The 24,855-nt window shown below is 73.0% G+C and carries 27 protein-coding genes and 1 pseudogene; 15 read left to right on the forward strand and 13 right to left on the reverse strand.

What is annotated here, in order from left to right; genetic code table 11:
- Nucleotides 1-23: 23 nt before the first annotated feature.
- Nucleotides 24-1,754 (reverse strand): wax ester/triacylglycerol synthase family O-acyltransferase, encoded by a 1,731-nt coding sequence (locus Q7L73_RS20085; RefSeq protein ID WP_304693412.1) that lies wholly within the window; start codon nucleotides 1,752-1,754, stop codon nucleotides 24-26.
- A gap of 110 nt (nucleotides 1,755-1,864) precedes the next feature.
- Here Q7L73_RS20085 and Q7L73_RS20090 point away from each other — a divergent pair, with 110 nt between their 5' ends.
- Entirely contained in the window at nucleotides 1,865-2,788 is a 924-nt protein-coding gene (locus tag Q7L73_RS20090; protein WP_304693414.1) for a M28 family metallopeptidase, read from the forward strand.
- On the opposite strand, the gene lepB is transcribed toward Q7L73_RS20090, so the two are convergent.
- Entirely contained in the window at nucleotides 2,755-3,411 is a 657-nt protein-coding gene (lepB, locus tag Q7L73_RS20095; RefSeq protein ID WP_304693416.1) for a signal peptidase I, read from the reverse strand. The genes Q7L73_RS20090 and lepB overlap by 34 nt on opposite strands.
- Nucleotides 3,412-3,451: 40 nt before the next feature.
- On the opposite strand from lepB, the gene Q7L73_RS20100 reads away from it, so the two are divergent.
- Together Q7L73_RS20100 and Q7L73_RS20105 are read left to right on the forward strand one after the other, a co-directional pair.
- Nucleotides 3,452-4,411 carry a 4-hydroxy-3-methylbut-2-enyl diphosphate reductase gene (locus Q7L73_RS20100; RefSeq protein WP_304693418.1) on the forward strand — a complete coding sequence of 320 codons (960 nt, stop codon included), beginning with the start codon at nucleotides 3,452-3,454 and terminating at the stop codon, nucleotides 4,409-4,411.
- Between the two features lie 59 nt (nucleotides 4,412-4,470).
- Nucleotides 4,471-5,571, forward strand: coding sequence for a metallophosphoesterase (locus tag Q7L73_RS20105; protein ID WP_304693460.1), 1,101 nt, complete (start codon nucleotides 4,471-4,473; stop codon nucleotides 5,569-5,571).
- On the opposite strand, the gene Q7L73_RS20110 is transcribed toward Q7L73_RS20105, so the two are convergent.
- On the reverse strand, nucleotides 5,568-6,317 hold the full coding sequence (locus tag Q7L73_RS20110; protein WP_304693420.1) for a redoxin domain-containing protein: 750 nt from the start codon (nucleotides 6,315-6,317) through the stop codon (nucleotides 5,568-5,570). The two genes, Q7L73_RS20105 and Q7L73_RS20110, sit on opposite strands and share 4 nt — an antisense overlap.
- A 69-nt stretch (nucleotides 6,318-6,386) precedes the next feature.
- Here Q7L73_RS20110 and Q7L73_RS20115 point away from each other — a divergent pair, with 69 nt between their 5' ends.
- The 3 genes from Q7L73_RS20115 to Q7L73_RS20125 all read left to right on the forward strand — a co-directional run bounded on the left by Q7L73_RS20115 (nucleotide 6,387) and on the right by Q7L73_RS20125 (nucleotide 8,885).
- The gene (locus tag Q7L73_RS20115) at nucleotides 6,387-7,823 is read left to right on the forward strand and encodes a fenitrothion hydrolase (protein WP_304693422.1); all 1,437 of its coding nucleotides are present in this window, start codon (nucleotides 6,387-6,389) and stop codon (nucleotides 7,821-7,823) included.
- Nucleotides 7,820-7,975, forward strand: a complete 156-nt coding sequence (locus tag Q7L73_RS20120) for a hypothetical protein (RefSeq protein ID WP_304693424.1) — start codon at nucleotides 7,820-7,822, stop codon at nucleotides 7,973-7,975. The genes Q7L73_RS20115 and Q7L73_RS20120 overlap by 4 nt, the downstream gene beginning before the upstream one ends.
- A 133-nt stretch (nucleotides 7,976-8,108) precedes the next feature.
- The gene (locus Q7L73_RS20125) at nucleotides 8,109-8,885 is read left to right on the forward strand and encodes a hypothetical protein (RefSeq protein ID WP_304693426.1); all 777 of its coding nucleotides are present in this window, start codon (nucleotides 8,109-8,111) and stop codon (nucleotides 8,883-8,885) included.
- Nucleotides 8,886-8,938: 53 nt separating this feature from the next.
- On the opposite strand, the gene Q7L73_RS20130 is transcribed toward Q7L73_RS20125, so the two are convergent.
- On the reverse strand, nucleotides 8,939-9,550 hold the full coding sequence (locus Q7L73_RS20130; protein WP_304693428.1) for an SCO family protein: 612 nt from the start codon (nucleotides 9,548-9,550) through the stop codon (nucleotides 8,939-8,941).
- Between the two features lie 76 nt (nucleotides 9,551-9,626).
- On the opposite strand from Q7L73_RS20130, the gene moeB reads away from it, so the two are divergent.
- The 8 genes from moeB to Q7L73_RS20170 all read left to right on the forward strand — a co-directional run bounded on the left by moeB (nucleotide 9,627) and on the right by Q7L73_RS20170 (nucleotide 14,507).
- On the forward strand, nucleotides 9,627-10,808 hold the full coding sequence (gene moeB, locus Q7L73_RS20135; protein ID WP_304693430.1) for a molybdopterin-synthase adenylyltransferase MoeB: 1,182 nt from the start codon (nucleotides 9,627-9,629) through the stop codon (nucleotides 10,806-10,808).
- A 12-nt stretch (nucleotides 10,809-10,820) separates the two neighbouring features.
- Nucleotides 10,821-11,096, forward strand: coding sequence for a ubiquitin-like small modifier protein 1 (locus Q7L73_RS20140; protein WP_304693431.1), 276 nt, complete (start codon nucleotides 10,821-10,823; stop codon nucleotides 11,094-11,096).
- Between the two features lie 77 nt (nucleotides 11,097-11,173).
- On the forward strand, nucleotides 11,174-12,145 hold the full coding sequence (locus Q7L73_RS20145; RefSeq protein ID WP_304693433.1) for a PLP-dependent cysteine synthase family protein: 972 nt from the start codon (nucleotides 11,174-11,176) through the stop codon (nucleotides 12,143-12,145).
- Nucleotides 12,146-12,198: 53 nt separating this feature from the next.
- Nucleotides 12,199-12,732, forward strand: a complete 534-nt coding sequence (locus tag Q7L73_RS20150; protein ID WP_304693435.1) for a ferritin-like domain-containing protein — start codon at nucleotides 12,199-12,201, stop codon at nucleotides 12,730-12,732.
- A gap of 1 nt (nucleotide 12,733) precedes the next feature.
- Entirely contained in the window at nucleotides 12,734-13,342 is a 609-nt protein-coding gene (locus Q7L73_RS20155) for a ferritin-like domain-containing protein (protein WP_304693437.1), read from the forward strand.
- A gap of 133 nt (nucleotides 13,343-13,475) precedes the next feature.
- On the forward strand, nucleotides 13,476-13,685 hold the full coding sequence (locus tag Q7L73_RS20160; protein ID WP_304693462.1) for a twin-arginine translocase TatA/TatE family subunit: 210 nt from the start codon (nucleotides 13,476-13,478) through the stop codon (nucleotides 13,683-13,685).
- Nucleotides 13,686-13,735: 50 nt separating this feature from the next.
- On the forward strand, nucleotides 13,736-14,131 hold the full coding sequence (locus Q7L73_RS20165; RefSeq protein WP_304693439.1) for a M67 family metallopeptidase: 396 nt from the start codon (nucleotides 13,736-13,738) through the stop codon (nucleotides 14,129-14,131).
- A 4-nt stretch (nucleotides 14,132-14,135) separates the two neighbouring features.
- Nucleotides 14,136-14,507 (forward strand): hypothetical protein, encoded by a 372-nt coding sequence (locus Q7L73_RS20170; protein ID WP_304693441.1) that lies wholly within the window; start codon nucleotides 14,136-14,138, stop codon nucleotides 14,505-14,507.
- Here the strand turns inward: Q7L73_RS20170 and Q7L73_RS20175 are convergent, their stop codons facing one another.
- The 7 genes from Q7L73_RS20175 to Q7L73_RS20205 form a co-directional block, all read right to left on the reverse strand.
- The gene (locus tag Q7L73_RS20175; RefSeq protein ID WP_304693443.1) at nucleotides 14,508-15,290 is read right to left on the reverse strand and encodes a hypothetical protein; all 783 of its coding nucleotides are present in this window, start codon (nucleotides 15,288-15,290) and stop codon (nucleotides 14,508-14,510) included.
- 43 nt (nucleotides 15,291-15,333) lie between these two features.
- Complete coding sequence (locus tag Q7L73_RS20180) at nucleotides 15,334-16,299, reverse strand: DUF1152 domain-containing protein (protein WP_304693445.1); 966 nt, start codon at nucleotides 16,297-16,299, stop codon at nucleotides 15,334-15,336.
- A gap of 16 nt (nucleotides 16,300-16,315) precedes the next feature.
- Nucleotides 16,316-16,945 carry a DUF1802 family protein gene (locus Q7L73_RS20185; protein WP_304693446.1) on the reverse strand — a complete coding sequence of 210 codons (630 nt, stop codon included), beginning with the start codon at nucleotides 16,943-16,945 and terminating at the stop codon, nucleotides 16,316-16,318.
- 265 nt (nucleotides 16,946-17,210) lie between these two features.
- Nucleotides 17,211-18,776, reverse strand: a complete 1,566-nt coding sequence (locus Q7L73_RS20190) for a hydantoinase B/oxoprolinase family protein (RefSeq protein ID WP_304693448.1) — start codon at nucleotides 18,774-18,776, stop codon at nucleotides 17,211-17,213.
- Nucleotides 18,773-20,782 carry a hydantoinase/oxoprolinase family protein gene (locus Q7L73_RS20195; RefSeq protein ID WP_304693450.1) on the reverse strand — a complete coding sequence of 670 codons (2,010 nt, stop codon included), beginning with the start codon at nucleotides 20,780-20,782 and terminating at the stop codon, nucleotides 18,773-18,775. Before Q7L73_RS20195 ends, Q7L73_RS20190 begins: the two co-directional genes overlap by 4 nt.
- 51 nt (nucleotides 20,783-20,833) lie before the next feature.
- Nucleotides 20,834-21,307, reverse strand: coding sequence for a DUF5763 domain-containing protein (locus Q7L73_RS20200; protein ID WP_304693451.1), 474 nt, complete (start codon nucleotides 21,305-21,307; stop codon nucleotides 20,834-20,836).
- Between the two features lie 192 nt (nucleotides 21,308-21,499).
- Nucleotides 21,500-22,954: an L-aspartate oxidase gene (locus Q7L73_RS20205; RefSeq protein WP_304693453.1), complete on the reverse strand. Its 1,455-nt coding sequence runs from the start codon at nucleotides 22,952-22,954 to the stop codon at nucleotides 21,500-21,502.
- Nucleotides 22,955-22,979: 25 nt separating this feature from the next.
- Between Q7L73_RS20205 and Q7L73_RS20210 the strand changes: the two genes are divergently transcribed.
- Nucleotides 22,980-24,014 carry a histone deacetylase gene (locus Q7L73_RS20210; protein ID WP_304693455.1) on the forward strand — a complete coding sequence of 345 codons (1,035 nt, stop codon included), beginning with the start codon at nucleotides 22,980-22,982 and terminating at the stop codon, nucleotides 24,012-24,014.
- A gap of 107 nt (nucleotides 24,015-24,121) precedes the next feature.
- Here Q7L73_RS20210 and Q7L73_RS20215 read toward each other — a convergent pair whose 3' ends face one another.
- Nucleotides 24,122-24,670 carry a hypothetical protein gene (locus Q7L73_RS20215; RefSeq protein ID WP_304693457.1) on the reverse strand — a complete coding sequence of 183 codons (549 nt, stop codon included), beginning with the start codon at nucleotides 24,668-24,670 and terminating at the stop codon, nucleotides 24,122-24,124.
- Nucleotides 24,667-24,855: pseudogene (locus tag Q7L73_RS20220) on the reverse strand (DUF732 domain-containing protein); the annotation flags it as partial. The pseudogene Q7L73_RS20220 and the gene Q7L73_RS20215, both read right to left, overlap by 4 nt.

The raw sequence follows: 24,855 nt of genomic DNA on the forward strand, positions 1-24,855 counted from the left end.
CCGTCGGCCGCCGCTGAGCCGCGTCAGGAGCCTCTGCCGCTGCCGTTGCGCGAGGACGGCCGCCTCCGCGCGCGCATCGCCGCGCCCGGTCCGTCCGTTCGCGAGACCGGCCCGCGCGGGAGCAGCTGCGGCTCGGCGGTGCCGTTCTCGGAGGGGGCGGAGACCGTCGCCACCGGCTCGCGCGACCTGCGCGCGGGCGCTCTGCGCGTTCTCGCGGCGGCGGCGCGTCTGCGTCTCGGGGCTCTCTCGGCTCTCGCGGGAGCGGTCCCGTTCGCGGACGGGGCTCTCGCCGGAGCCGGAGCCGGCGCCGACGACGCCGCGCTGACCGTCGCGCGGGCGCCGGCCGCGCGCGCCTCCTTCGCCTGCGCGGCGCGCTTCAGCTCCGCCAGCCCGTCGGCTATCCCGTCGGCGATCACGTCGATGTCGGGCAGGTTGTCGTAGTCGCCGAGCAGGCCGAAGTTGACTCTGCCGTTGTACGACATGATCGCGATCGCCAGCGAATGGTTCTTCGGCAGGAACGCGACGGGGAAGAGGTCCTGCAGCTCGCGGCCGAGCACGTAGAGCGGGAACTGCGGGCCCGGCACGTTCGTCGTCAGCAGGTTGAAGAGGCGGGTCGAGAACTGGATCCGCGACGCCTGCGCGAGCACCGTCGGCGGCGCCAGCTGCTGCACGTCGGCGAGCACTCTCGCGCCGACCGCCTGCTTGGACTCCTTCAGCCCGTCCATCGCCTCCTTGACGAAGCGCAGCCGCGCGACCGGGTCCTTGATGTAGACGGGCAGCGGCCCGCGCATCAGCACGATCTGGTTGCCGAGCTGGTGTCTCTGGCCCTCGGCGCGGATCGAGACCGGCACGAGCGCGCGCAACTCCAGCCCCTCGGTCCGCATCCCGCGCGAGCGCAGCCATCTGCCGAGCGCGCCCGAGATCAGCGCAAGCACGACGTCGTTGACGGTCGCGTTGAAGGCGCCCTTGACGTAGCGGAAGTCGGCCAGCTCGTTGCGCACGATCGCGTAGCGGCGGTGCGGGCCGATCGGCACGTTCAGCGGCGTGTCGGGCGCCGGGTTGAGGCCGGCCCAGACGATCTCGCCGATCCCCTCCGACGCCTCCCGCAGCGCCTCGACGGCGCCGCTGGGATTGGTCGCGGCGGCGAGCGCCTTGGAGGCGATGTCGATGCCGGTCTTGACGAGCCCGGCGACGCCGGCGGCGACCATCTCGGCGCTCGTCGGCTCCGGCTTCGGCTGCCACGGCGTCGCCTCGGGGTCGAGTCTCGGCGGGACCGGCTGGAGGTCGAACAGGACCGTCGCGAGGTCGACGCCGGAGACGCCGTCGACGAGCGCGTGATGGGTCTTGAAGATCAGCGCGAAGCGGTTGTCCTCGAGGCCCTCGACGAACCAGCACTCCCACAGCGGCTTGGAGCGGTCGAGCTGCTGCGAGCCGATCCGCGCCGCCAGCCGGTAGAGCTGCTGCTCGCTGCCGGGCGCCGGCAGCGCGCTGTGACGGACGTGGTACTCGAGGTTGAAGGTCGGGTCGTCGACCCACAGCGGCCGGCCGCTGTCGAGCGGCGGGTAGGCGAGCTTCTGGCGATACCGGGGGACGAACTGCAGCCGGCCGCGGATGTGATCGAGGACGGCCGCGAACGGCGGCGGCGGACCCTCGAAGATCGTGACCGCGCCGATGTGCATGTGCGACGCCGCGTCTTCCTGATGCAGGAAAGACGCATCTACGGCGGTCAGTCGATCGAGGTGTTCCTGCGCCACGCTTCAGTGCCTCCCCAGCAGCTACCAACAGTGGTCGGATTTTCAAGCGTATAGCCGGAACTCCTCCAAGGCGAACGCCACGTCGGCCGAACGCCTGCCAAGCTGTGCCGATGGCGACGCGCGGACTCGGCTGGGCACTGCTGCCCGTCTTCCTCTGCGGCGCGATCGGGATCGGCGCTGCGATCGTCCTCGCCGGCTCCGGCGGCTCGGTCGACATCCCCGGCACGCCGGTCGCGACCGCGAACCGCTTCGACGGCGCGCGCGCTCACGCGCTCGTCGCCAGACAGGTCGCCCACGGCCAGCGCCCGGCCGGCTCCGCCGCCTCGCGCAGGCTGGCCGCGTGGCTGCGCACGCAGCTGCCCGGCGGCCGCTTCGAGCAGGTCCCCGGCGGGCTGCGCAACATCGTCGGCACGCTCCCCGGCAGCAGACCGGCGATCGTCGTCAGCGCCCACTACGACACGAAGGTGCTGCCGGGCGAGAGAGGCTTCCAGGGCGCCAACGACGGCGCCGCCGGCACCGCGGTCGTGCTGGAGCTGGCGCGCGTGCTGAGAACGATCAGACGGCCGGCCGGCGCGCCCGAGCTGCGCTTCGTGCTGTTCGACGGCGAGGAGTCACCGGACGACGACGCCGACTTCTACGCGACCGGCCTGCGCGGCAGCAAGGCGTACGCGCGCCGTCACGCGCGCGACCTGGGCGCCGTCGTCAACGTCGACTTCGTCGGCCAGAGAGGGCTGCGGCTGGAGCGCGAGCAGGGCTCGGACCCGGCCGCCTGGGAGCGGCTGCGCGACGCGGCCGCGCGCGTCGGCGTCGTGCGCGTCTTCCCCGGCAAGACGCGCAGCGAGATCCTCGACGACCACACGCCGTTCGCACGCGCGGGCGTGACCGCGATCGACCTGATCGACTTCGACTACGCCTGCTTCCACGACAGCTGCGACCGCCTCGACCAGGTCGAGGAGCCGAGCCTCGACGCGACGGGCGAGGCGCTCGTCGAGCTGCTGCGTCAGAAGACGCCGATCCGCTTCGGCGGCCAGTAGGTCGCGAAGGCGGTGCCGATCAGCCAGTCCTTCGGGACCGGCCCCCAGTAGCGGCTGTCGTCGGAGGCGCCGCGGTTGTCGCCCATCATGTAGAAGCTGCCCTGGGGCACGGTTATCGTGCCGGGGAAGCTGCAGCCGAAGCCGTCGCCGCACTCGTTGACGAACGTCTCTCTCTGCAGTCTGCCGTTGCGGATCACGTGTCCGTCGCGGATCGCGATCGTGTCGCCGCCGGTGCCGACGACGCGCTTGATGAAGGTCTGCTTCGACTCCTCGGGAGTCGCGACCGAGCAGGGCTTGGCGCTGCTGCCGCCCTCGTCGGCCGCGCCGCAGCGGGCGGGCTGGATGTCGGCGCCGGCAGGCGGGTGGAAGACGACGATGTCGCCGACCTTCGGATCGCCGAAGCGCATCCCGATGCGGTTGACGAGCACGCGCTGCCCGATGTCGAGCGTCGGCTCCATCGAGCCGCTCGGGATCCGGTACGTCTTTATGAAGAACGCCTGGATCAGGAAGGCGAGCAGCAGGGCGACGATGACGATCCCGACAAGCTCGACGAACTTGTTGGTTCCCTTCTGCTCCTGCTTCGGCGAGAGCCCCCCGGCGTCGTTGCGAACCATCTCGGCCATGAGGCCACCGTAGAGGGTTGCCTACACTGTGTCGAGTCACATGCGTCCTACGCCCGAAAAACTTCTGCTCGCCTCCCCCCGCGGTTACTGCGCGGGCGTCGACCGAGCCGTCCAGACCGTCGAGCGCGCGCTCGACTTCCACGGTGCGCCCGTCTACGTGCGCAAGGAGATCGTCCACAACAAGCACGTGGTCGAACAGCTGCGCTCGCGCGGCGCGATCTTCGTCGACGACGAGTCGGAGGTCCCCGAGGGCTCGACCGTCGTCTTCTCCGCCCACGGCGTCGCTCCGAGCGTCCACGAGAACTCGGCCAAGCGCGGCCTGCAGACGATCGACGCGACCTGCCCGCTGGTGACGAAGGTCCACCGCGAGGCGGTCAGATTCGCCGCCGACGACTACACGATCGTGCTGATCGGCCACGCCGGGCACGAGGAGGTCGAGGGCACGATGGGCGAGGCGCCCGACCACATCGTGCTCGTCGAGACCGAAGAGGACGTCGACACGCTCGAGATCGCCGACGCCGACAAGGTCGCCTACATCTCGCAGACGACGCTGTCGGTCGACGAGACGAGGGCGATCATCGCGCGTCTGCGCGAGAAGTTCCCCAACATCACCGGGCCGCGCACCGACGACATCTGTTACGCGACGACCAACCGCCAGGCGGCCGTCAAGCAGCTCGCGAGAGCGTGCGACCTGGTGCTCGTGATCGGCTCGCAGAACTCCTCCAACTCGCGCCGCCTGGTCGACGTCACGCGTGACCTCGGCACCGACTCGTACCTGATCGACCACGAGGGTCAGGTCGACGAGGCGTGGCTGGAGGGCAAGCGCGTCGTCGGCATCACCTCCGGCGCGAGCGCGCCCGAGGAGCTGGTGCAGCGGCTGGTCGAGTTCTTCAGAGCGCGCGGCACCGCGTCGGTCGAGGAGCTCGAGGTCGTCAAGGAGGACGTCCGCTTCATGCTGCCGAAGCCGATCCGCCAGGCGATGGCGGCGCAGTCGGCCTAGCAGCCGCCGGCGCGGGCTCACGGGCGCGAGGGGACGCACGCCTGCCGGCCACGCTCGTCATCTCCGATCTGCACCTCGGCGCGGCCGACGGCCGTGACCTGCTGCGGCAGGAGGCGCTGTTCGAGCCGCTGCGCGCGGCGCTGGCGCGCGAGCGGATCGAGCGCGTCGTGCTGCTGGGCGACGCGATCGAGCTGCGGCAGGGTCCGCTGCGCGACGCCTTCGCAGTCGCGCGGCCGTTCTTCGAGCGGCTCGGCGCGGCGCTCGGCGGCGACGGCGAGGTCGTGCTCGTGCCCGGCAACCACGACCACCAGCTGGTCGCGCCGTGGCTGGAGCGCCTCCGCCGCGACACCGCCCCGCCGCCGCTGGGGCTGGAGCAGCGGGCGAGCTGGGAGCCGGGCGACGCCGTCGCCGCGCTGGCCGATCGGCTCGCGCCCGCGCGGCTGACGCTCGCCTACCCGGGCATCTGGCTGCGCGACGACGTCTACGCGCTGCATGGCCACTACCTCGACCGTCACACGACGGTGCCGACCTTCGAGCGGCTGTCGGCCGGCGCGATGGGGCGGATCGTCGGCCGTCCGTCGCTGCGCGACGCGACGCCCGACGACTACGAGGCGGCGCTGGCACCGATCTACGCCTGGTCGTACTCGCTCGCGCAGCAGTCGCGCCGCGGCGGCGGCACGCCGCGCGGCACGCAGGGCGTGTCGGTCAGAGTCTGGGACGCGATCGCCGGCGACGGCCACAAGCCGCTGCGGCGGCGGGCGCTCGGCGCGCTCTTCCCGCTCGGCGTCGCGGCCGTCAACCGCGCCGGCCTCGGCCCGGTCAGAGCCGACGTCTCAGGGCCGGCGCTCGGCGTCGCCGGGACGCGCGCGATGGGCGCCGCCGTCGAGGCGCTCGGAATCGAGGCCAGACACGTGCTGTTCGGCCACACCCACCGCAGCGGCCCGCTGCCGGGCGACGACCTCGCCGTCTGGCACGCGGCCGGCGGGATCGCGCTGCACAACACCGGCACGTGGGTCTTCGAGCGCCACTTCCTGACGAGAACGCCGGGGGAGAGCCCCTACTGGCCCGGCCGCGCGATCGTCGTCGGCGCCGAGCCGGGAACGCCGCCGCGGCGGCTGGACCTGCTCGGCGACCGCTCCTGGGACGAGCTGTCCGCCTAGGCGGACGCGATCCCGGGCGTGAAGCAGACGGCCTCGCAGGTGACGCCGTCGCCGACCTCGAGCTCGAGCACGCCGGTCGTGTGGTGCTCGTGCGAGACCAGCTGGTAGCAGCCGGGATGGGCGACGACGATCTGCTGGCCGTTGGCGCGCACGCTGCCGCTGCCGCTCAGCACCGCCCAGACGCCGCCGGCCTCGTACGGGCCCGACCACTCGCCCTGCTGGTCAGCCGTCTGCGCCGGCAGCAGCAGGCCCGGCTCGTCCTCGGGACGGACCGGTGGGACCGGCTCCTGCTCGATCCCCAACAGCTCCTGGATCGCCAGCTCGGTCTCGACGTAGCCTCCCTCGCCGATGTGGACCTCGAACAGTCTGCTGCTGTCGTCCCACAGGTAGCGGCTGGGCCAGCCGTCGATCCCGTAGGACTCAGCCGCCTTCAGCTCGCCGTCGATCAGGACCGGATATTCGATCCCCAGCCGCGCGACGGCGGCGCGGATCGCGTCCGGGTCGGCGGAGGCCTGGAAGCCGGCGGCGTGGATGCCGACGACGCGCAGGCCGGCCTCGGCGTAGCGCTCGTGCCACGCCTTCAGGTACGGCAGCGTGCGCAGCGAGTTGACGCGGCAGAAATCCCAGAACTCGACGAGCACGGGATGGCCCTGCTCCTTGTCCATCCGCAGCATCGCGACGTTGACCCATCTCGACGGGGCGGGGAAGGCGGGGGCGAGGATCTGGGCTTCGTCTGGCAGGCGCATGAGGCGGGAAGGGTATCGCCGCGTAGAATCGCGAGCTCCGCCGACCGCCGCTCGCGGCCGGCCCAGACCATGACCGCGTCCCGTCCGCTCCGCCTGCTCGCCGCGCCCGCGCTCGCCGCGACGGCGCTGCTCGCGCTGCTGCCCGCCAGCGCCTCCGCGCACGGCCTCGTCGGCAAGGCCGACCTGCCGCTGCCGACCTGGCTGTTCGCATGGGCGGCGGCGATCGTGCTGGTGATCTCGTTCGCCGCGCTCGGCCTGCTGTGGCCGCAGCCGCGGCTGCAGAGACCGCGCGAGCGGCGGCTGCTGGCGCTGGGCGCGTGGGCCGACGTGCTGCTCGGCGCGGTCGGGCTCGCGATCTTCGCGCTGACGGTCTACGCCGGCTTCGCCGGCACCGCCGTGCCGACCGCCAACTTCGCGCCGACGACCGTCTACGTCGTCTTCTGGGTCGGCCTCGTCGTCGCCTCGATGCTGTTCGGCGACGTCTTCCGGCTGCTGAGCCCGTGGCGGGCGCTCGCGCGCGCGGCGGCCTGGCTGGCGGGCCGGCTGCGGCGCGGCGGGGCGGAGGCGGTGCCGGAGGCGCTGGCGTGGCCGCGGCTGCTGGGGCAGTGGCCGGCGGTCGTCACGATCGCCGCCTTCGCCTGGCTGGAGCTGGTCTCGGTCGACCGCGACGACCCGCAGCTGCTGGCGATCCTCGCGCTCGTCTACGGCGCGATCCAGCTGATCGGGATGAGCGTCTGGGGGATCGAGGCGTGGAGCCGCAACGGCGACGGCTTCGGCGCCTTCTTCGGCCTCTTCGCGCGCATCGCGCCGTTGACGCGCAGAGCCGGCGCGCTGTGGCTGCGACGCCCGCTCGACGGGCTGCCGTCGCTGCCGGTGCTGCCGGGGACGGTGGCGCTGCTGTGCGTGATGATCGGCTCGACGACCTTCGACGGCGCCTCCGGCGGGCCGCTCTGGACCGATCTGGCGCCGCACCTCCAGAGCGTCTTCGAGGACCTCGGGATGAGCGCGACCGGTGCCGGCGAGGCGGCCTTCACGGTCGGCCTGCTGGCCTGCTTCCTGCTCGTCGCGCTCGTCTTCCGGCTCGGGATCCTCGGGATGCGCACGGTCGACCGCGAGCGCAGCGCCGGCGAGCTGGCGGCCGCCTTCGTCCACACGCTCGTGCCGATCGCGCTCGCCTACGCGCTCGCGCACTACGCCTCGCTGCTGATCTACCAGGGCCAGGCGTACGGCTACCTGCTGTCGGATCCGCTCGGCAACGGCTCCGACCTGCTCGGCACCGCTTCCTGGACGATCGACTACACGGTGATCTCCGCGACCGGGATCTGGTATCTCCAGGTGGTCGTGATCGTGCTCGGACACATCGGTGCGCTCGTGCTGGCGCACGACCGCGCGCTCGCCCTCTACCGTGGCGGCCGTGCGGCGATCCGCTCCCAGATCTGGATGCTCACGGTGATGGTCGCCTTCACCTGCCTCGCGCTGTGGCTGATCTCGGCGGCCAACCAATGACCGTCTTCGCCCACATCGGCCACTGGTACGTGTCGATCATCTACGCCGCGCCGGCTCTGCTGCTGGCCGGCGCGCTCGCCGTCAGCACGCTCCGCCAGCGCAGACGCGACGCGGCCAGAAGAGCCGCCGCCGCGAGAAACGCTTCCACCTGAGTCAGAGAAACCCGTACAGTTGTCCGGATACGGACTTCTGTCACGAACTCGACGCATCGCTGGCACGGGGCGACGTGTTCGAACACAGATTCCCTACGTCCCATCCGCACCGCAGTACCCATAGGAGGAGTGCATGTCGTTTCCACGTTGGCGGACCCTCGCGGGGGTCTCGCTGGCCGCGATCGGCCTCACCGCTGCCACGGCACAGGCCGGTGAGCCGACGGACATGGTCCAGAAGCTGGACGTGAAGATCACGCCCGGCAAGTCCGGCACGGCGAAGAAGCCGAAGCCGGCCGCGATCAACGTCGTGATCCAGAGCCCGACCGAGAACCCGGCGACGAGCGACACGGTCGTCGTCAAGTTCGCCAAGGGCGTGACGTTCAACAACAGAGCGTTCCCGACCTGCTCCCCGGCGACGATCAAGGCGACGAGATCGCTGTCGAGCTGCCCGAAGGGCTCGATCGTCGGCAGAGGCACCGCGAGAGCGCTCGGCCTCGTCAACTCGACGCGCGTCAACTCGACGCTGAAGGTGACCGCGGTCAACAGCCCCGGCAACTCGCTCCAGCTGTTCGTCGAGACGACCGTCCCGATCGACATCGCCGCGCCGATCAGCGGCAAGCTGGTCAAGTCGAAGGGCGACTACGGCTGGCAGCTGAACGTCAAGATCCCGGACGAGCTGCAGGAGGTCATCCCGCCGATCGCGTGGGCGCCGCTGACCTACTTCCAGGTCAAGGTCCAGGCGACGACGACGGTCAAGAGAGGCAAGAGAACCGTCAAGGTGCCGTACGTCGCGACGACGAGCTGCCCCAAGGGCGGCTGGCCGTTCGCGGCCGACTTCACCTTCGACCAGGGCGCGCCGTTCATCAGCGGCCCGGTCTCGGCGACCTCGCCGAACTCGAAGTGCAGCTGAGCCTGACCAGATAGACGTGGACGAGGGCGGCCCGCGGGCCGCCCTCCTGCGTTCTAGGCGCCGAGCCGCTTGAGGTCGGCGGCGAGGCCCTCGGAGGTCAGCTGGCTGGTGAGGAAGCCGACCCGCTGTCTGCCGTCGGCGTCGATCACGACGGTCGAGGCGGAGTGCTCGAAGCCCTCGCCCTGCGGCTGGATCCCGTACGCCTGCCAGATCGGCTCCAGCTGCGCGCGCGTCCCGGTCAGGAAGCGCATGCGGCCGTTCATTCTCTGCTTCACGAGGAAGTTGTCGATGTGGAAGCGCGTGTCGTTTCTGGGGTCGACGCTGACCGCCAGCACCGGCACCGCGCGGCCGAGGTCGTCGATCGCCCCGCGGATCTGCTGCGCTGTCAGCGGGCAGGTGTCCTCGCAGGTCGAGTACATGAAGGTCAGCACGAACGGTCTGCCGCGGTATTCGCGCATCGTCGCGAGCCTGCCGTCCTGGTCTCTCAGGTCGAGCTCGGGGACCGGCGCGCCGGGCGGGCGGACCGCGCCGTGGAAGCCGGTCGGGTCGGCGCTGGCGCTCGTCGGGCTGGTGCTGTCGCCGTTGCCGAGGAGGACGATCGCGGCGAGTGCGACGACGACGATCGCGGTGGTGACGAGGGCGGTGAGGCGCAGACGGGCGGGCACGACTCCCGAGAGGCTACCGGGCCGCTATCCTTTCTGAAGTGACCGAATCCCGACCCAGTTTGAGGAGATTTCTCGGATGAGTCCCTCCGGAGCGGAGCTGCTCCGCACCATCAAGAGCCAGATCCAAGAGGTGGATCCCGCGGCCGTGCACGAGCAGCTCGGCAACGGCACGGTACTGATCGACGTGCGCGAGAACGAGGAGTTCTCGGTCGCCCACCTGCCCGGCGCCAGACACGTCCCGCGCGCGTACCTGGAGTCGCGGATCGACGGCGTCGTGCCCGACCGCGACGCCCACATCGTCCTCTACTGCGCCTCCGGCAACCGCTCCGCCTACGCGGCGCGCACGCTCAGCGAGGACCTCGGCTACACCGACGTCTCGTCGATGACCGGCGGCATCACGCTGTGGAAGGACCGCGGCTACGAGGTGACGGTCCCGCGCACGCTCACGCCCGAGCAGCGCGACCGCTACTCGCGCCACCTGCTGCTGCCCGAGGTCGGCGTCGAGGGCCAGCTGAAGCTGCTCGACGCGAGAGTGCTGCTGCTCGGCGCCGGCGGCCTCGGCGCGCCGACCGCGCTCTACCTCGCGGCGGCCGGCGTCGGCACGCTCGGCATCGTCGACAACGACACGGTCGACCTGTCGAACCTGCAGCGCCAGGTGATCCACACGCAGGACCGCGTCGGCGAGCCGAAGGTCGACTCGGCCGAGGCGACGATCGCGAACCTCAACTCGGACGTCAGAGTCGTCAAGTACCCGGTCCGGCTCGACGCCTCCAACGTGATGGAGATCGTCGAGGGCTACGACATCATCGTCGACGGCCTCGACAACTTCCCCACGCGCTACCTGATCAACGACGTCTCGGTGCGGCTCAACATCCCGGTCGTGTCGGCCTCGATCCTCGGCTTCGACGGCCAGCTGTCGGTCTTCAAGCCGTTCGACGGCCCCTGCTACCGCTGCCTCTACCCGACCCCGCCGCCGGCCGAGCTGGCGCCCTCCTGCGGCGCCAACGGCGTCCTCGGCGTGCTGCCGGGCACGATGGGCCTGCTGCAGGCGACCGAGGTCGTCAAGCTGATCCTCGAGGAGGGCGAGCCGCTGATCGGCCGCCTGCTGCTGTACGAGGCGCTCGGCGCGACCTTCACCGAGCTGAAGGTGCGGCGCGACCCGGACTGCCCGATCTGCTCGCGCGACCCCGAGTCGATCAGCGACGACGAGATGGGCGTGTTCCCCGATTACGAGGCGTTCTGCGCCGCGGCCGGTTAGGGTGGTCTGACTATGGCAACCGTGAAGATCCCACCGGTCCTGCGTCCGTCGGTCGGCGGCGAGAAGACCGTCAGCGCCGACGGCTCGAACGTCGGTGAGGTGCTCAACGCGCTGGCGAGCGCGCACCCGCAGACCCAGTCGCAGCTGTTCGCCGCCGACGGCGAGCTGAACCGCTACGTCAACGTCTACCTCAACGACGAGGACGTGCGCGTGCTCGACGGCCTCTCGACGGCCGTCGGCGAGGGCGACACGCTCGTGATCCTGCCGGCGATGGCCGGCGGCGCCTGAGCAAGCAGTTTTGTGGTCCGGGCACCTGACGGGTGCCCGGATCCCGCTTGCCCTGCGCCGCTACACTCCGTGAAGCAATGGCTTCTGAACGCCTTGAGAACAAGCCCTGCGGCGGTCGCTACGGCGACATCGTCCAGGCGATCGGCAACACGCCGCTCGTCGAGCTGAAGCGCCTCTCGCCGAAGCCCGGCGTGCGCATCTGGGCGAAGCTGGAGTCCAGCAACCCGACCGGCTCCGTCAAGGACCGCGTCGCCCGCTCGCTGATCGAGGACGCGGAGGCCAGAGGGGCGATCAAGCCCGGCCAGACGATCCTCGAGCCGACCTCCGGCAACACCGGCATCTCGCTCGCGATGATCTGCAAGCGCAAGGGCTACAGACTCAAGGTCGTGATGCCCGACAACGTCACGCCGGAACGCACCCAGCTGCTGCAGATGTACGGCGCCGAGATCGTCTACTCGGACGGCTCGAAGGGCTCCAACGGCGCCGTCGAGCTGGCGCTCAGAATGGCTGAGGACGACTCCAGCTACTACATGCCGTACCAGTACGGCAACATCGCCAACCCGAACGCCCACTACAACGGGACGGCGCTGGAGATCCTCGAGGAGCTGGACGAGATCAGCGCCTTCGTCGCCGGTCTCGGCACCGGCGGCACGCTGATGGGCAACGCGCGCCGCTTCAAGGAGGCGCTCGGCGACACGATCAAGATCGTCGCCGCGGAGCCGATGCAGGGCGAGCCCGTGCAGGGCCTGCGCTCGCTCGACGACGGCTTCATCCCGCCGATCATCGACCTGTCGCTGCTGGACCGGAAGATCTTCGTCACCAACCGCGACGCGATCGTCTGGACGCGCAAGCTGCTCGACGAGGAGGGCATCTTCGCCGGTGTCTCCTCGGGCGCGATCGCCCGTGTGGCGGTCCGCATCGCGGGCGAGCTGGACGAGGGCAACGTCGTCTTCATCGTCGCCGACGACGGCTGGAAGTACCTCTCCTCCGGGATCTACACCCTGCCGGTCGACGAGGTCGCGAACCTCGACTCGACCGTCTGGTGGTAGACGACCCGTCGCGAAGGAGCTTTCTGCGCGGGGCCGCACGCGGCCTCGCGGCAGTGCCGGCGGCCGGACTGCTCGCCGCCGGCTGCGGTGGCAACGGCGACGACGGCGACGGCTTCGCGACGACGCCGCCCGGCCGCCTGCCGGCCGGCGGCGGTGACGACGCCGACGTCGACCTGCTCAACGGCGCGCTCGCGGCCGAGCACCGGCTGGTCGCCGCCTACCTCTCCGGCCTGCCGCTGCTGGAGGGCCGCGCGCTCGCCGACGGCGAGCTGTTCCTGTCGCACGAGCGCGCGCACGTCAGACGGCTGCGCGAGCTGGTCGGCAGCGCCGGCGGGACGCCGGTCGGGCCGCGCCCCAGCTACGACTTCGGCCTGCCCGGCAACGGCCGCGACATCCTCAGGTCGCTGGAGTCGCTGGAGCAGCAGACGATCGCCGTCTACCTGCAGGTCGTGCCGCGCGTCGCCGACCCGCTGCTGCGCGCGACGATCGCCTCGATCGCCGCCTGCGAGGCCGAGCACGCCTCCTGCCTGCTGGAGCGGCTCGGCCGCTGGCCGCTGCCGACCGCGTTCGTGACGGGCGGCAGTTGAGATGGACGCCAGGCTCAGCCGGCGGGCGCTGCTGGCGGGCGCGAGCGGGGGAGCGGCGCTGGCGCTCGTGGGCACGGGCGCGGTCGGCGGGGTCGGCATCGCGCGGGCGCAGGCCGGCAGCGACGCCGAGATCCTGACGCGCGCGCTGACGCTGGAGCAGGTCGTGATCGCCAGCTACGGCGCCGCGCTGCGCGACGGGCCGGGCGAGCCGCGACTGCACACGCTGCTGAGACGGCTGCGGCGCCAGGAGCGCGAACACGCCGACGTGCTCGCGAGCGAGCTCGACACGCTCGGCGTCAGAGCGCCGGCCGTGCCGGGCGACGACGCCGCGCTGGCGAGAGCGCGGGCGGCGCAGGGGCTGCGCCATCCGCTCGACCAGATCGTCACCGCGAGCGACGTCGCGCGCTTCGCGGTCGAGCTGGAGAACGCTCAGATCACGCTCTACCTGGAGGCCGTGCGCGAGCTGGGCGCGCCGAGGCTGCTGACGCTCGCGGCCCAGATCATGGCGGCCGAGGGACAGCACGCGACCGTCCTGCGCGGGCTGCTGAGCGAGCTGCCGGAGATCGTCGTGCCGAGCCCGTTCGAGACCGGAGACGCCGCGATTCCCTGACGACCCGGTGATCCGAGCTGGCTGGATCGCCGCATCACGAGTAGCATGACTGCAACCCATCCGCACCGCCCGTCCGCGTCGTAGCCGTCATCAGCGGCGGCGGATGGCCCGCTACAAGGAGCCGAGACCCCACATGTTCTCTCAGATCGGACCGATGGAGATCATCCTCGTCCTCGTCATCGCGCTCATCATCCTGGGCCCGAAGAAGCTGCCCGAGGCTGGCAAGTCGATCGGCAAGGGCATGCGCGAGTTCAAGGACTCCCTCGCCGGCACCGACAAGGACGACGACGAGCGCGAGCTCACCGCCGTCCGCAGCGAGTCGCGCGAGCGCGACGCCGCGTAGTTCCCGCACCTTCTCTGCGGAACAGCTCAAGCTTGGTAGATTCGCGGGCGATGAAGATCGCCCGCGAACTCTACGATCAGCTGATCGCCCACGCCCGTGCCGACGCGCCGAACGAGTGCTGCGGCATGATCGCGTCAGCCGACGGCGCCGCCGTCAGAATCTTCCAGGCCGAGAACCTCGCGGCCAGCCCGCTGCGGTACGAGATCGACGGCCGCGAGCAGCTGAGGATCCTCGACGCGATCGAGGACGCCGGCCACGAGCTGGGCGCGATCTACCACTCGCACACGCGCACGGTCCCCGAGCCGTCGCAGACCGACATCAACCTCGCCTTCTATCCCGACTCGCTCTACGTGATCGTCGGCCTGAAGGACGCCGAGCCCGACGTGCGCGCCTGGCGCATCGTCGACGGCGCGGTCAGCGAGGCCGAGCTGAGGATCGTCGAGTAGCGCGATGACCCTGCCGCGCGACGACACTGCCGGCAAGGTCAACCCCGAGTACGCGCGCGGCGAGCTGGTGCGCGTGCTCGGCGTCAGAAACCAGATAGAGGGCGAGTTCATCCAGGGCCTGCTGCTGGAGGAGGGCGTGCCCTCGATACTGCGGCGCTCGATGGGCTTCGACGTGCCCGACTTCCTCGCCTCCGGCCCGCGCGACGTGATGGTGCCGCGCTCCGGCGTCTCGGCCACGCGCGACGTGCTGCTGCAGGCCCACCTGCTGCCCGACGCCGCTCCAGCCGGCCCGTCGCCGACGAAGCTGTTCGCGGTGATCCTGCTGGTGCTCGCGGTCGTCGCGGCGCTGATCTACGCGGCCGACGCGATCTTCTAGTCAGCGGCGCCTGCGCGAGGGGTTCGCGCCGCCGAGGTCGGCGAGGCGCGCGAGGTGCGCACGCCAGGCGCCCTCGGTATGGACCAGCTCGCGGTGGCCGAAGGCGTCGTAGAGCGCCTTCTCCGGCCCCTCGGGGTCGAGGTAGCAGGCGAGCCGCATCGCGGCCTCCGGGCCCTCCTCGCGTGCGAGCAGGTCGAGCACGGTGCCGCCGAGCAGGGCCGCGTCGCGCAGGCTCGGCGGGAACGACGGCCGGCCGCCCTCGCGCAGCCGCCGCGCGATCGCCGGCCGCGCATGCTCGACCTGGCCCGCGAAGAAGCGCGCCGCGCCCTCGACCAGCCATGCCCAGCGCACGCGCTGGAGCAGCGCGGGCGGCGTCGCCGGCGGCGGCAGGCGGCGGTTGTTGGCGCCGACGACGAGCCGCGCGTAGAGCACGTCAGGGGCGCGCTGCAGCATCTCGCGCGAGCCGTCGACCCCGGTCGCCCGCTGCGACAGCGTGCTCGGGCCGAGCACGTGGATCGTGTTGGCCGTCACCGAGCCGACGACGTAGCGGCGCGCGGCGGGCGCCGTCAGCAGCCGCTCGAACGGCACCAGCGGGTGGGCCAGGTCGAGCAGCCACGGCGATCTGTGGAAGACGACGGTGACGTCGGGGACAGTTCTCGGGAACAGCACGTCGAGCCGCGCGCGGGTGCGCTCCAGCGAGTCGAGCATGCGGGCGGCGTCGTCCGCGTCCGCCGTCTCGTGGCGGGCGCGGAAGGAGGCCGAGAAGGTCTCGTCCCAAGCCATCGGGGAGGGGATGATCGCACGATCGGACCCCGCTCACGCGGCGTCAGATCAGACCGGCCGCGGCGTCGCGCTCGAAGTCCAGCTCGGTGCGGATCCCGAGGCCGGAGAGGATCTCCTGCGCCGCCTCCATCGAGGGCGCCTCCAGCACGGCGCGGGCGCAGCGCGCGGCCGTCGCGATCGCGGCGGCGGGGTCGAAGAAGAAGGTGAGGCCGCCCGCGGGCGTGCGGATCACGGTGCGGCGGCCGTCGCGGATCGGCTGCGGACCCCAGGCGCCGCGGGCGCAGGCGACCGCCTGTGCGCTCGCCTCCGTCGGGACTGCCGCGACCGCCGTGTCGAGCCGCTGCAGCGACTGCTGGCCGAGGCCCCAGACGCCGAGCATGCCGCCGGCGGCGGCGACCTCGGCGATCCGCTCCTGCACCTCGTCGGGCGTCAGCTCGGCGTCGCAGCCGGCGCCGAAGAGCGCGGCGACGGTCTCGATGCCGCGCGCGTTCAGCAGCGGCGCGGCCGCCAGCATGACGGCGTCGCAGAGCGGGCTCGCCAGCCCCGGCTCGTGGCCGTGCGCGAGCACGTCGCCGCCGACGTCGACGAGCACGACGAGGTCGCACTCCAGCCGTCTGACGGCGGCGGCGATGCCGTCGGCGATCGCGGCCGGGCCGGGGTTGGGGTCGATCAGCGCGACCCACGCCCCGGTCAGCGCGGCCATCCGCGACTCGGCGAAGAGGAAGCCGCCGGGGCCGCTCGTCTGCGGCCCGGCCAGCGCGGCGGCGGGGTGGAGCACCTCGGCGTCGCGCAGCTCGTCGATGCTGCGCGCGCCGGGAAGCGGATCGATCGGCCGCCGCTCCCAGGTGACGCCGCCGAGGACGGCGTCACCGCCGAGCGCACGTGCGCACTCCGCGACGGCGAGCGCGCCGACGACGTCACCGCCGCCGCCGATCCCGATCGCGAGGGCCCGGCGGCCAGCGAGCAACTGCTCGATGCCGGCGGCCGGCGCCTCGTCGCGAGGGGTCACTGCGGGATGCTGCGGGCTAGACGAGGGCCGGAACGCGGCCGCCGACGATCGCGCGGATCTCCTCGGAGGCGCGCTCGAACTCGTCGTCGGAGAGGACCGGTGTGCCCTCGAACGGGAGATCGCGGGTGATCTCCAGCCAGGAGCGACATCCGCCGTAGTCGTCGCGGACCTTGACCGTGACGGGGCGGGGGATGCGGTACGTGCGCAGCAGCACGACGTGGAGCGGATGACGGCGCTTCCAGTCGAGCCGCTTCTCCGCGTAGTCGGGCGTCCACACGTAGAACGGCGACAGCGCGTCGACCGCGCGGCGGTCGGTGATCGTCCAGTGGTCGGCGACCTCGGCCCACGCACGAATCCTCACGCGATCGGGCTGCGGGATGTCGCCGTCACGCGTCAGCGCGTGCGGCGGCGGCTCGCCTTCGGGCCAGACGCCCTCTTCGAGCGCACGCGCCATCTCGGGCTGGTGAGACTCACGAACGAGGTCGCGGCGCTGGTGGTCGAACGTCGGGTAGAGGAAGAACCGCTCGTGGTCGAGCTTGAAGTGCTTCTCTTGTTCGCGGATGCCGCCCTTGCGCAGTGTTACGAGTTGCTCGCCTTCGGCGAGCGCGCGCACAGTCACGGCCCATTCTTTGAAAGCAATCGGCATAGTTCCGGGGGAGGGGAGAGGATGCGTATATGCCCGTTTGCGCGAAGATGCAACATTTCACGCCGGGAACTCCATTCTAGGGAAACCCCTGGGATTTCCCAAATTTCCCTGCTAATTCGCGCTTTTTCACGAGTCTTTCGCAACCTGCCTAAACGTTTTCCCTAACGCATTCAGGCGCCTGCGCGCTGACCGTCCGGGGTCCGGTGCGTCGCGTGCTGGTGCGGAGACGGTCCGCGGGCGGGCGGCGGGACGCGCGCGAGACGGCTCAGGCGGCGCCGTGGCCGCCGCCGCCGGGCGTCTCGACCCGCAGCCGGGAACCGGGGTCCAGACGGCCGCGCGCCTTGGCAGCGACTTCTTCACCGTCGAGCAGGTTGCGGCCGCGCGCGCCGGGCTCGCCGCCGTCGGCGCCGGGCGGCGCGTGCCGGCGCCGCTCGCTGATCAGCGACCAGGTCATCGGCGCCAGCGCCTCCAGCTCGCGCACGATCCCGTCGCCGCCGCCGTGCGCGCCCGCGCCGCCGGAGCCGCGCCGCAGCCCGTACTCGACGACGCGCAGCGGAAACTCCAGCTCCAGCGCCTCGACCGGCGTGTTGAGCGTGTTCGACATCGCGACGTGGACGGCGCTCGGCCCGTCGGCGTCCGGGCAGGCGCCCTGGCCGCCGCCGAGCGTCTCGTAATAGGTGAAGTCGTCGTTGCCGAGCGTCAGGTTGTTCATCGTCCCCTGGCCGAGCGCGCGGCCGAAGGCGGCCAGCACGAGATCGGCGACGCGCGAGGAGGTCTCGACGTTGCCGGCGACGACCGCGTGCGGCGGCGTCGCGTTCAGCAGCGAGCCCTGCGGCGCGATCACCTCGATCGGGCGGTAGGCGCCGGCGCTCGGCGGGATGTCGGGGTCGGTCAGCACCCGCACCGCGAAGTAGCAGGCCGAGCGCGTGACGGCGAGCGGGCAGTTGAGGTTGCCGTCGTGCTCGGCGGCGCTGCCGGAGAAGTCGAGCACGAGCCGGTCGCCGTCGACGGTCGCGCGCAGCCGCAGCGGCACGTCGCCCTCGATCCCTTCGAGCACGTCCTGCGCCTCGCGCACGCCGTCGGGCAGCTCCGCGATGCAGGCGCGCGCCCGCCGCTCGGCGTAGTCGAGCACCTCGGTCATCGCCTGTCTGAGCGTCGCGACGCCGGTCGCGCGTGCCAGCTCGGCGAGCCGCAGCGCGCCGGCGCGGTTGGCGGCCAGCTGGGCGCGCAGGTCGGCGCGGCGCTGGTCGGGCTGGCGCATCTGCGCGACGAGCCGGTCGATCGCCGCGTCGTCGAGCGGCTGCGGCGCGATCACGACGCCCTCGTCGGCGAGCGTGCTGCTGTCAGCCGGCATCGAGCCCGGCGTCGGGCCGCCGACGTCGGCGTGGTGGGCGCGGTTGGCGGCGAAGCCGAGCAGCGCGCCCGCGCCCGCCGCGCCCGCGCCCGCCTCGACCGCGCCCGCTCCGCCCGCGCCTTCGCCCGCGCCCGCGGCGTCGAGCCCGTCGTTCGCGTAGACCGGCGTGATCACCGTGATGTCGGGCAGGTGGGTGCCGCCGCGGTAGGGGTCGTTGAGGACCCACGAGCGGCCCGGCGCGTGCTGCTCGCCGAGCACCGCCGCGACCGCCGCCGGCATCGCGCCGAGGTGGACCGGGATGTGCTCGGCCTGCATCACCATCTCGCCGGCCGGGTCGAACAGCGCCGTCGAGGCGTCGCGCCGCTCCTTGATGTTGGCCGAGTGGGCGGAGCGGATCAGCACCGCGCCCATCTCCTCGCAGGTCGCCCGCAGCGCGCCGACGACGACCTGCAGCTGGACCGGGTCGAGTGCGCTCATGCGGCCACCTCACGCGTCAGCTCCACGCCGCCGCTCTCCAGCACGACGCCGCGCCAGCCGGCCGGCACCAGCAGCGTCGACTCCGGCAGCTCGCAGACGGCCGGGCCGCGCAGCTCCAGTCCCGGCGGCAGCGCCCCGCGCCAGACGTCGAGCGCGACCTGCTCGCCGTCGAGCCGCGCCTCGCGGCGGCCGGGCACGGGCGGCGCCGCGTCGTCGGGCAGGGGGCGCGGCAGGCGCGCGCCGTCGGCGGCCGGGCTGGCCACGAGCGCGCGCACGCGCACCGTCACCAGCTCGATCTGCTGCGCCGCGTCGCGGTAGCCGTAGCGGCGCTCGTGCGCCTGCTCGAACGCCTCGCGCAGCGCGGCCGGCGTCGGCTGCGGCGGGCCGTCGACCGTCAGCTCGAACGCCTGGCCGCGGTAGCGCAGCGCGTAGCTCGCGGCGATCTCCGCGTCGGCCTCGCCGAGTGCCGCGCGCGCCTGTCGCGCCAGCGCCGCGACGTCGGCCGCGACCGCCTCCGCCGTCAGCGCCTCGCCGCTGCGCAGCACGCTGCGCTGGGCGTCGCGGCGGCGCGGCGCGACGACGAGGCCGAAGGCGGCCAGCACGCCGGAGGCGCGCGGCGCGAGCACGCGGTCGATTCCCAGCTCGTCGGCGATCGCGGCGGCATGCAGCGGGCCGGCGCCGCCGAAGGCGACGAGCGCGTGATCGCGCGGGTCGATTCCGCGCTCGACCGTCACGACCCGCAGCGCGCGCGTCATCTCCGCGTTGGCGACGCGCACGATCCCCTCGGCGCAGGCGAGCGGCGCGATCCCCAGCTCCTCCGCGAGCCGCGTGACGGCGGCACGGGCGGCGCCGAGGTCGAGCGCGACCGTCTCCGACAGCGGCGCGTCCGGCGGCAGGTAGCCGAGCAGCAGGTTGGCGTCGGTGACGGTCGGCAGCTCGCCGCCGCGGCCGTAGCAGGCGGGGCCGGGCTGCGCGCCCGCCGACTGCGGGCCGACGCGCAGCGCGCCGCCGGCGTCGCGCCAGGCGATCGAGCCGCCGCCGGCGCCGACGGTGTGGACGTCGAGCGTCGGCAGCGCGATCGGGCGGCCGGCGATCCTGCCCGCGGCGCTCTCGGCGACGGCGCCGTCGTGGACGACGCAGACGTCGCAGGAGGTCCCGCCCATGTCGAAGCAGAGTGCGCGCTCGACGCGCGCGTCGGCGGCTGCGAAGGCCGCGCCCTCGGCGCCGCCGGCAGGCCCGGAGAGGACGGTCCAGGCGGCGTGGCCGGCGGCCGCGCCGAGGTCGATCAGGCCGCCGTTGGACTGCATGATCGCCGGCTCCGGCAGGCCTGCCGCGGCGGCGCGCTCGGCGAGCCGGCGCAGATAGCGGCCGACCAGCGGCGACAGCGCCGCGTCGATCTCGGTCGTCGCCGCGCGCTCGTACTCGCGGAAGGTGCCGACGACCTCGTGCGAGAGCGAGACGTGCGCCTGCGGCAGCGCGGCGACGAGCGCCTCGCGCAGCGCCAGCTCGTGCTCGGGGTGGCGGTAGGCGTGCAGCAGCGTGACCGCGACCGCCTCCGGCTCGGCCGCGGCGACGCGGCGCGCCAGCGCGGCGGCGTCGTCGCGCGCGAGCGGGCGCAGCGGGCCGTCCGGCGTCATCCGCTCCGGCGCCTCGAAGCGCAGCGCGGGCGGGACCAGCGGGGCCGGATGGGCGGCGCAGAGGCGGTAGAGGTCGGCGCGCGCCTGGCGGCCGAGCTCGACGACGTCGGCGAAGCCGGCGGTCGCGATCAGCGCGGTGCGGGCCGATCTGCCCTCCAGCAGCGCGTTCGTGGCGACCGTCATGCCGTGGGCGAAGACGGTCACGTCGGCGGCGCCGCGTCCGGCGCGATCGAGCACGGCGGTGACGGCGGCCATCACGCCGCGCGACTGGTCCTCCGGCGTCGTCGGCGACTTGGCCGTCACGAGCAGCCCGTCCCCGAACAGGACGGCGTCCGTGAAGGTTCCGCCGACGTCGACTCCCAGCAGCATCGCGCCGCGCACGCTATCCGGCGCGGCGCCGTGCTGTCGTCAGGCGGTGGATCAGGCTGCGGCCAGCGCGGCTTCGCGCTCGCCGGCCAGTGCGGCGGCGGCCTCGCGCTCGGCGATCTCGGTCTCGGCGAGATGCTGATGCGACGGGCAGTAGCCGTTGTGCGGCAGCGGCATGCGCTGGCAGGGGGTGCCCTTGCGGGTAGTCGCCCTACATTGCAGCGGGTTCCCGGCGAGGTCGTAACCAGTCATCGGCTGGCGCGACAGGAACTCGTCCGCGCACGCGATGTAACGGTCGATGACGTGGAATATCCGCGCCTGCGCCGACATCGGGAAATACGGGCGGATGTCGTGGAACAACGTGCGAGCGGGCCTCGCAAAGTAGTGCCGGTCGGTCGCGAGCCGCTCGATCGCGGACTCGCAGGCCTTCAGCACCCGCTCATGGTTGTTGATGGTGCCCGCTGTGGTCGGGCCCTCGACGATCTCGCTCGCAAGTTCGCGGTAGATCGCTCGACTGAAGCGATACATGACGCCAATCTCTCCTTCTCGGTCCCCGTGCCGAACTCCTCGTTGGCAGGCGTGAGCATCCCACCGCCTTGTGAAGCTCAGGCCATGGAACTATTAACCGCGTGTTAACTCGGAACGTTTGCGTTCGCTTGACGCGGCGTCAGGAGCGCGACGCTGAACGCGCGCGTTCGTCTGCATGTGTGACAGGGGATGTCAGCGCCAGAACACAAGCGACGGCGCACCGTCGCTCGTGACGACGGTGTGGTGGCCGTCGAGTGCCGTGTCGACCGTCGGGAAGTCGCGCCGCTGGTGGGCGCCGCGGCTCTCCTCGCGCGCCAGCGCGCTCGCCGCGACCAGCCGCACGATCGGGTGCGGATCGTCGAGCAGCCGGCGCAGGCCGGCGGCGTCGCGCTCGATCCCCGCGTCGCGCCACAGCGCCGCGCGGCTCTCCGCCGTCAGTCTCGGCGGGGGAGTGGAGGCGGGCGCCTGCGGCAGCGCCGTCAGCGCCGGCTCGTCGAGCGCCGCCAGCGCCGCGCGGCGGCCGAAGACGAAGCACTCGCTGAGCGAGTTGGAGGCGAGCCGGTTGGCGCCGTGGAGGCCGGTGCAGGCGCACTCGCCGACGGCGTAGAGCGCCGGCAGCGACGAGCGGCCGTCGAGGTCGGTCGCGATCCCGCCCATCATGTAGTGGGCGGCCGGGGCGACCGGGATCAGATCTCTGGCCGGGTCGAGCCCCGCTCTGCGCAGCACCGAGACGACGTTCGGGAAATGCTCCGGGTCGACCGCGCGCATGTCGAGCGAGACCGAGTCGGCGCCGCTCTCGAGCATCGTGCGCGCGACCGCGCGCGAGACCTCGTCGCGCGGCAGCAGCTCGTCGACGAAGCGCTCGCCGCCGGCGTCGAGCAGCAGCGCGCCCTCGCCGCGGACCGCCTCGGTGACGAGGAACGAGTCGGCCCCGTCGATGCCCGCGACCGCCGTCGGGTGGAACTGGACCATCTCCAGGTCGGCGAGCGCGGCGCCGGCCCGCTGCGCCAGCAGCAGCCCGCTTCCGGTCGAGCCGACAGGGTTGGTCGAGCGCGCCCACAGCGCCGCGGCGCCGCCGGTCGCCAGCACGACCGCGCGCGCGAGCACGAGCCGCCCGTCGCGCAGGCGCACGCCTGCGGCGCGGCCGTCGACCTGCAGCACCGCCGTCGCGGCGCAGTCCTCCAGCACCAGGATGCGCTCGTCCTCGGCCGCGAGCGCCGCCAGCTGACGTGAGACGCGGCGGCCGGTCGCGGAGCCGCCGGCGTGGACGATCCGGCGCACGCTGTGCCCGCCCTCCAGGCCGAGCGCGAGGCGGCCGCGGCGGTCGGCGTCGAACTGGACGCCGAGCCGCGCGAGGTCCTTCACCATCGCCGGCGCCTCGTTCGTGAGCGCCTCGGCGGCGCTGCGGCGGACGGTGCCGCGGCCGGTCACGAGCGTGTCGTGCAGATGCCGCTCGGGGCTGTCGTCGATCGCCAACGCTGCGGCGAGGCCGCCCTGCGCCCAGTACGACGACGACTCGGCCAGCGGCGTGGCGGAGACGAGCGCGACGCGCGCGCCCGCGGAGGCGGCGGTGAGAGCTGTGTACAGCCCGGCTCCTCCCGCTCCTACGACGGCGAGATCGGCCTCGATCGTGACGGGTCGTTCCATGCGAGGGGGCCAGTACGGTACTCGCATGTCGTCTCCGGTCTATCTCTCGCACCCCTCGTCGCTCCTGCACGACACCGGCGAGCACCCCGAGCGAGCCTCCCGGATCGTCGCGATCGAGCGCGAGCTGGAGCGCCACGACTGGTTCGGGATGGAGCGCGTGCAGGCGCCGCGCGTCGCCGAATCGGCGCTGTCGGCGATCCACCCGGTCCGCTACATCCGCGCGATCGACGAGCTGTGCGCCGCCGGCGGCGGCCAGATCGACGCCGACACGTTCGTCGTCGAGGCCTCCTACGAGGCGGCGCTGCGGGCGGCCGGCGGCGCCGTCGAGCTGGTCGACCGGCTGCTGACCGGCGTCAACCCGACCGGCTTCAGCGCGCTGCGACCGCCCGGCCACCACGCCGAGGCGGCGAGGGCGATGGGCTTCTGCCTGTTCGACAACGTCGCCGTCGCGGCTCAGCGGGCGCTCGACGAGCACGGCCTCGAGCGCGTGCTCGTGCTCGACTGGGACGTCCACCACGGCAACGGCACCAACGACATCTTCCACGCGAGCGACAGAGTCCTGTTCGTCTCGATCCACCAGCTGCCGCTCTACCCCGGCACCGGGCCGGCGGGCGACGTCGGCAGCGGCGCGGGGACCGGCTACACGGTCAACCTGCCGGTCGGGCCGGGCAGCGGCGACGCGACCTACCTGTCGCTGCTGGAGCACGTCGTCACGCCGCTGGCGCGCGCCTACGCGCCGCAGCTGATCCTGATCTCGGCCGGCTTCGACGCCCACCGCGAGGATCCGCTCGCGCAGATCGCGCTGACCGACGCCGGCTTCGCGGCGATGACCGCGATCGTGCGGCGGCTGGCGGCCGAGCTGGAGGTGCCGCTCGGCGGCGTGCTGGAGGGCGGCTACGCGCTCGACGCGCTCGCTCGCTCGACGGCGGCGACGCTGCAGGTGCTGACCGCTGCATCGGTGCCGGCGGCGCCCGGCGACGTGCCGCTGGCGCGCGAGGCGGCGGTCGCGCTGGAGCGGCTGGCGCAGCGCTGGCCGCAGCTGAGCGTGCCGGCGCGCTGAGGGTGGCGGCGCCGCTGCCGATGCGGTGATGCGATGCGCGTGAAGTTGCTGTCGATAAACCGCAGCAACTTCACGCGGCTCGGCTCGGCTCGGCTCGGGCGGGCGCTCTATCTGACGCCGGCGGTGCTGTCGTCCGGCGTCACGGGCGCGTTCGGCTGCGCCTGCGAGCCCGGCGACGGGGTCGCGCCGCCGTCGGCGGCGTCACCGGGCATGCCGGTCGCTCCGGGCGAGCCGGGGGCCGGGGTCGTCGCCGCGCCCGGGGTGGTGGCGGCGCCGGGCGTCGTGGTCGCGCCTGGCGTCGTCGTGCCCGGGACGGCCGCGCCGGGCGTCGTCGCCGGCGGCGTCTCCGGCGTGACGGCCGGGGCCTCCGGCGTCGCCGCGGCCGGCGGCAGGATCGTCGTGACGGTCGCCGGCGTCGGCGGCGCCTGCTGCTCGTCGAGCAGGACCACGAGCGTGAAGGCGATCGCCGCCGCGACGAGCGCGAGCACGACGACCGAGACGGCGATCGGCAGCTTCCAGCCCGGCGGCGGGTCGATCCGAGTGCGCGCGGCGAGCCCGCACTCCAGGCACCACTCCTGATCGTCGCGGAGCCCGTTGCCGCAGCGCGGGCAGAGGGTGGCGCCGGGCGTCGTCGGCGACGGCCGCGTCGCGCTCACTGCGGCGGGGGCGGCTCGGTCGGCGCGGGCGGGGCGGCGGGAGTCGGCGCGGCGGCCGGGCCCGAGGAGGCGGCCGGCGCCGGCGGCGCGGTCGGATCGGTGGCCGGCGGCGGCGTCGGCGCGACCTGCGCCGGCTGGCCGGTGGCGAGATGGGCGGCCGGCGGGCCGGGCAAGTCGGAGGCCAA

It is taken from the genome of Conexibacter sp. CPCC 205762, from assembly GCF_030646155.1.
In the GTDB taxonomy this organism is placed as follows: domain Bacteria; phylum Actinomycetota; class Thermoleophilia; order Solirubrobacterales; family Solirubrobacteraceae; genus Conexibacter.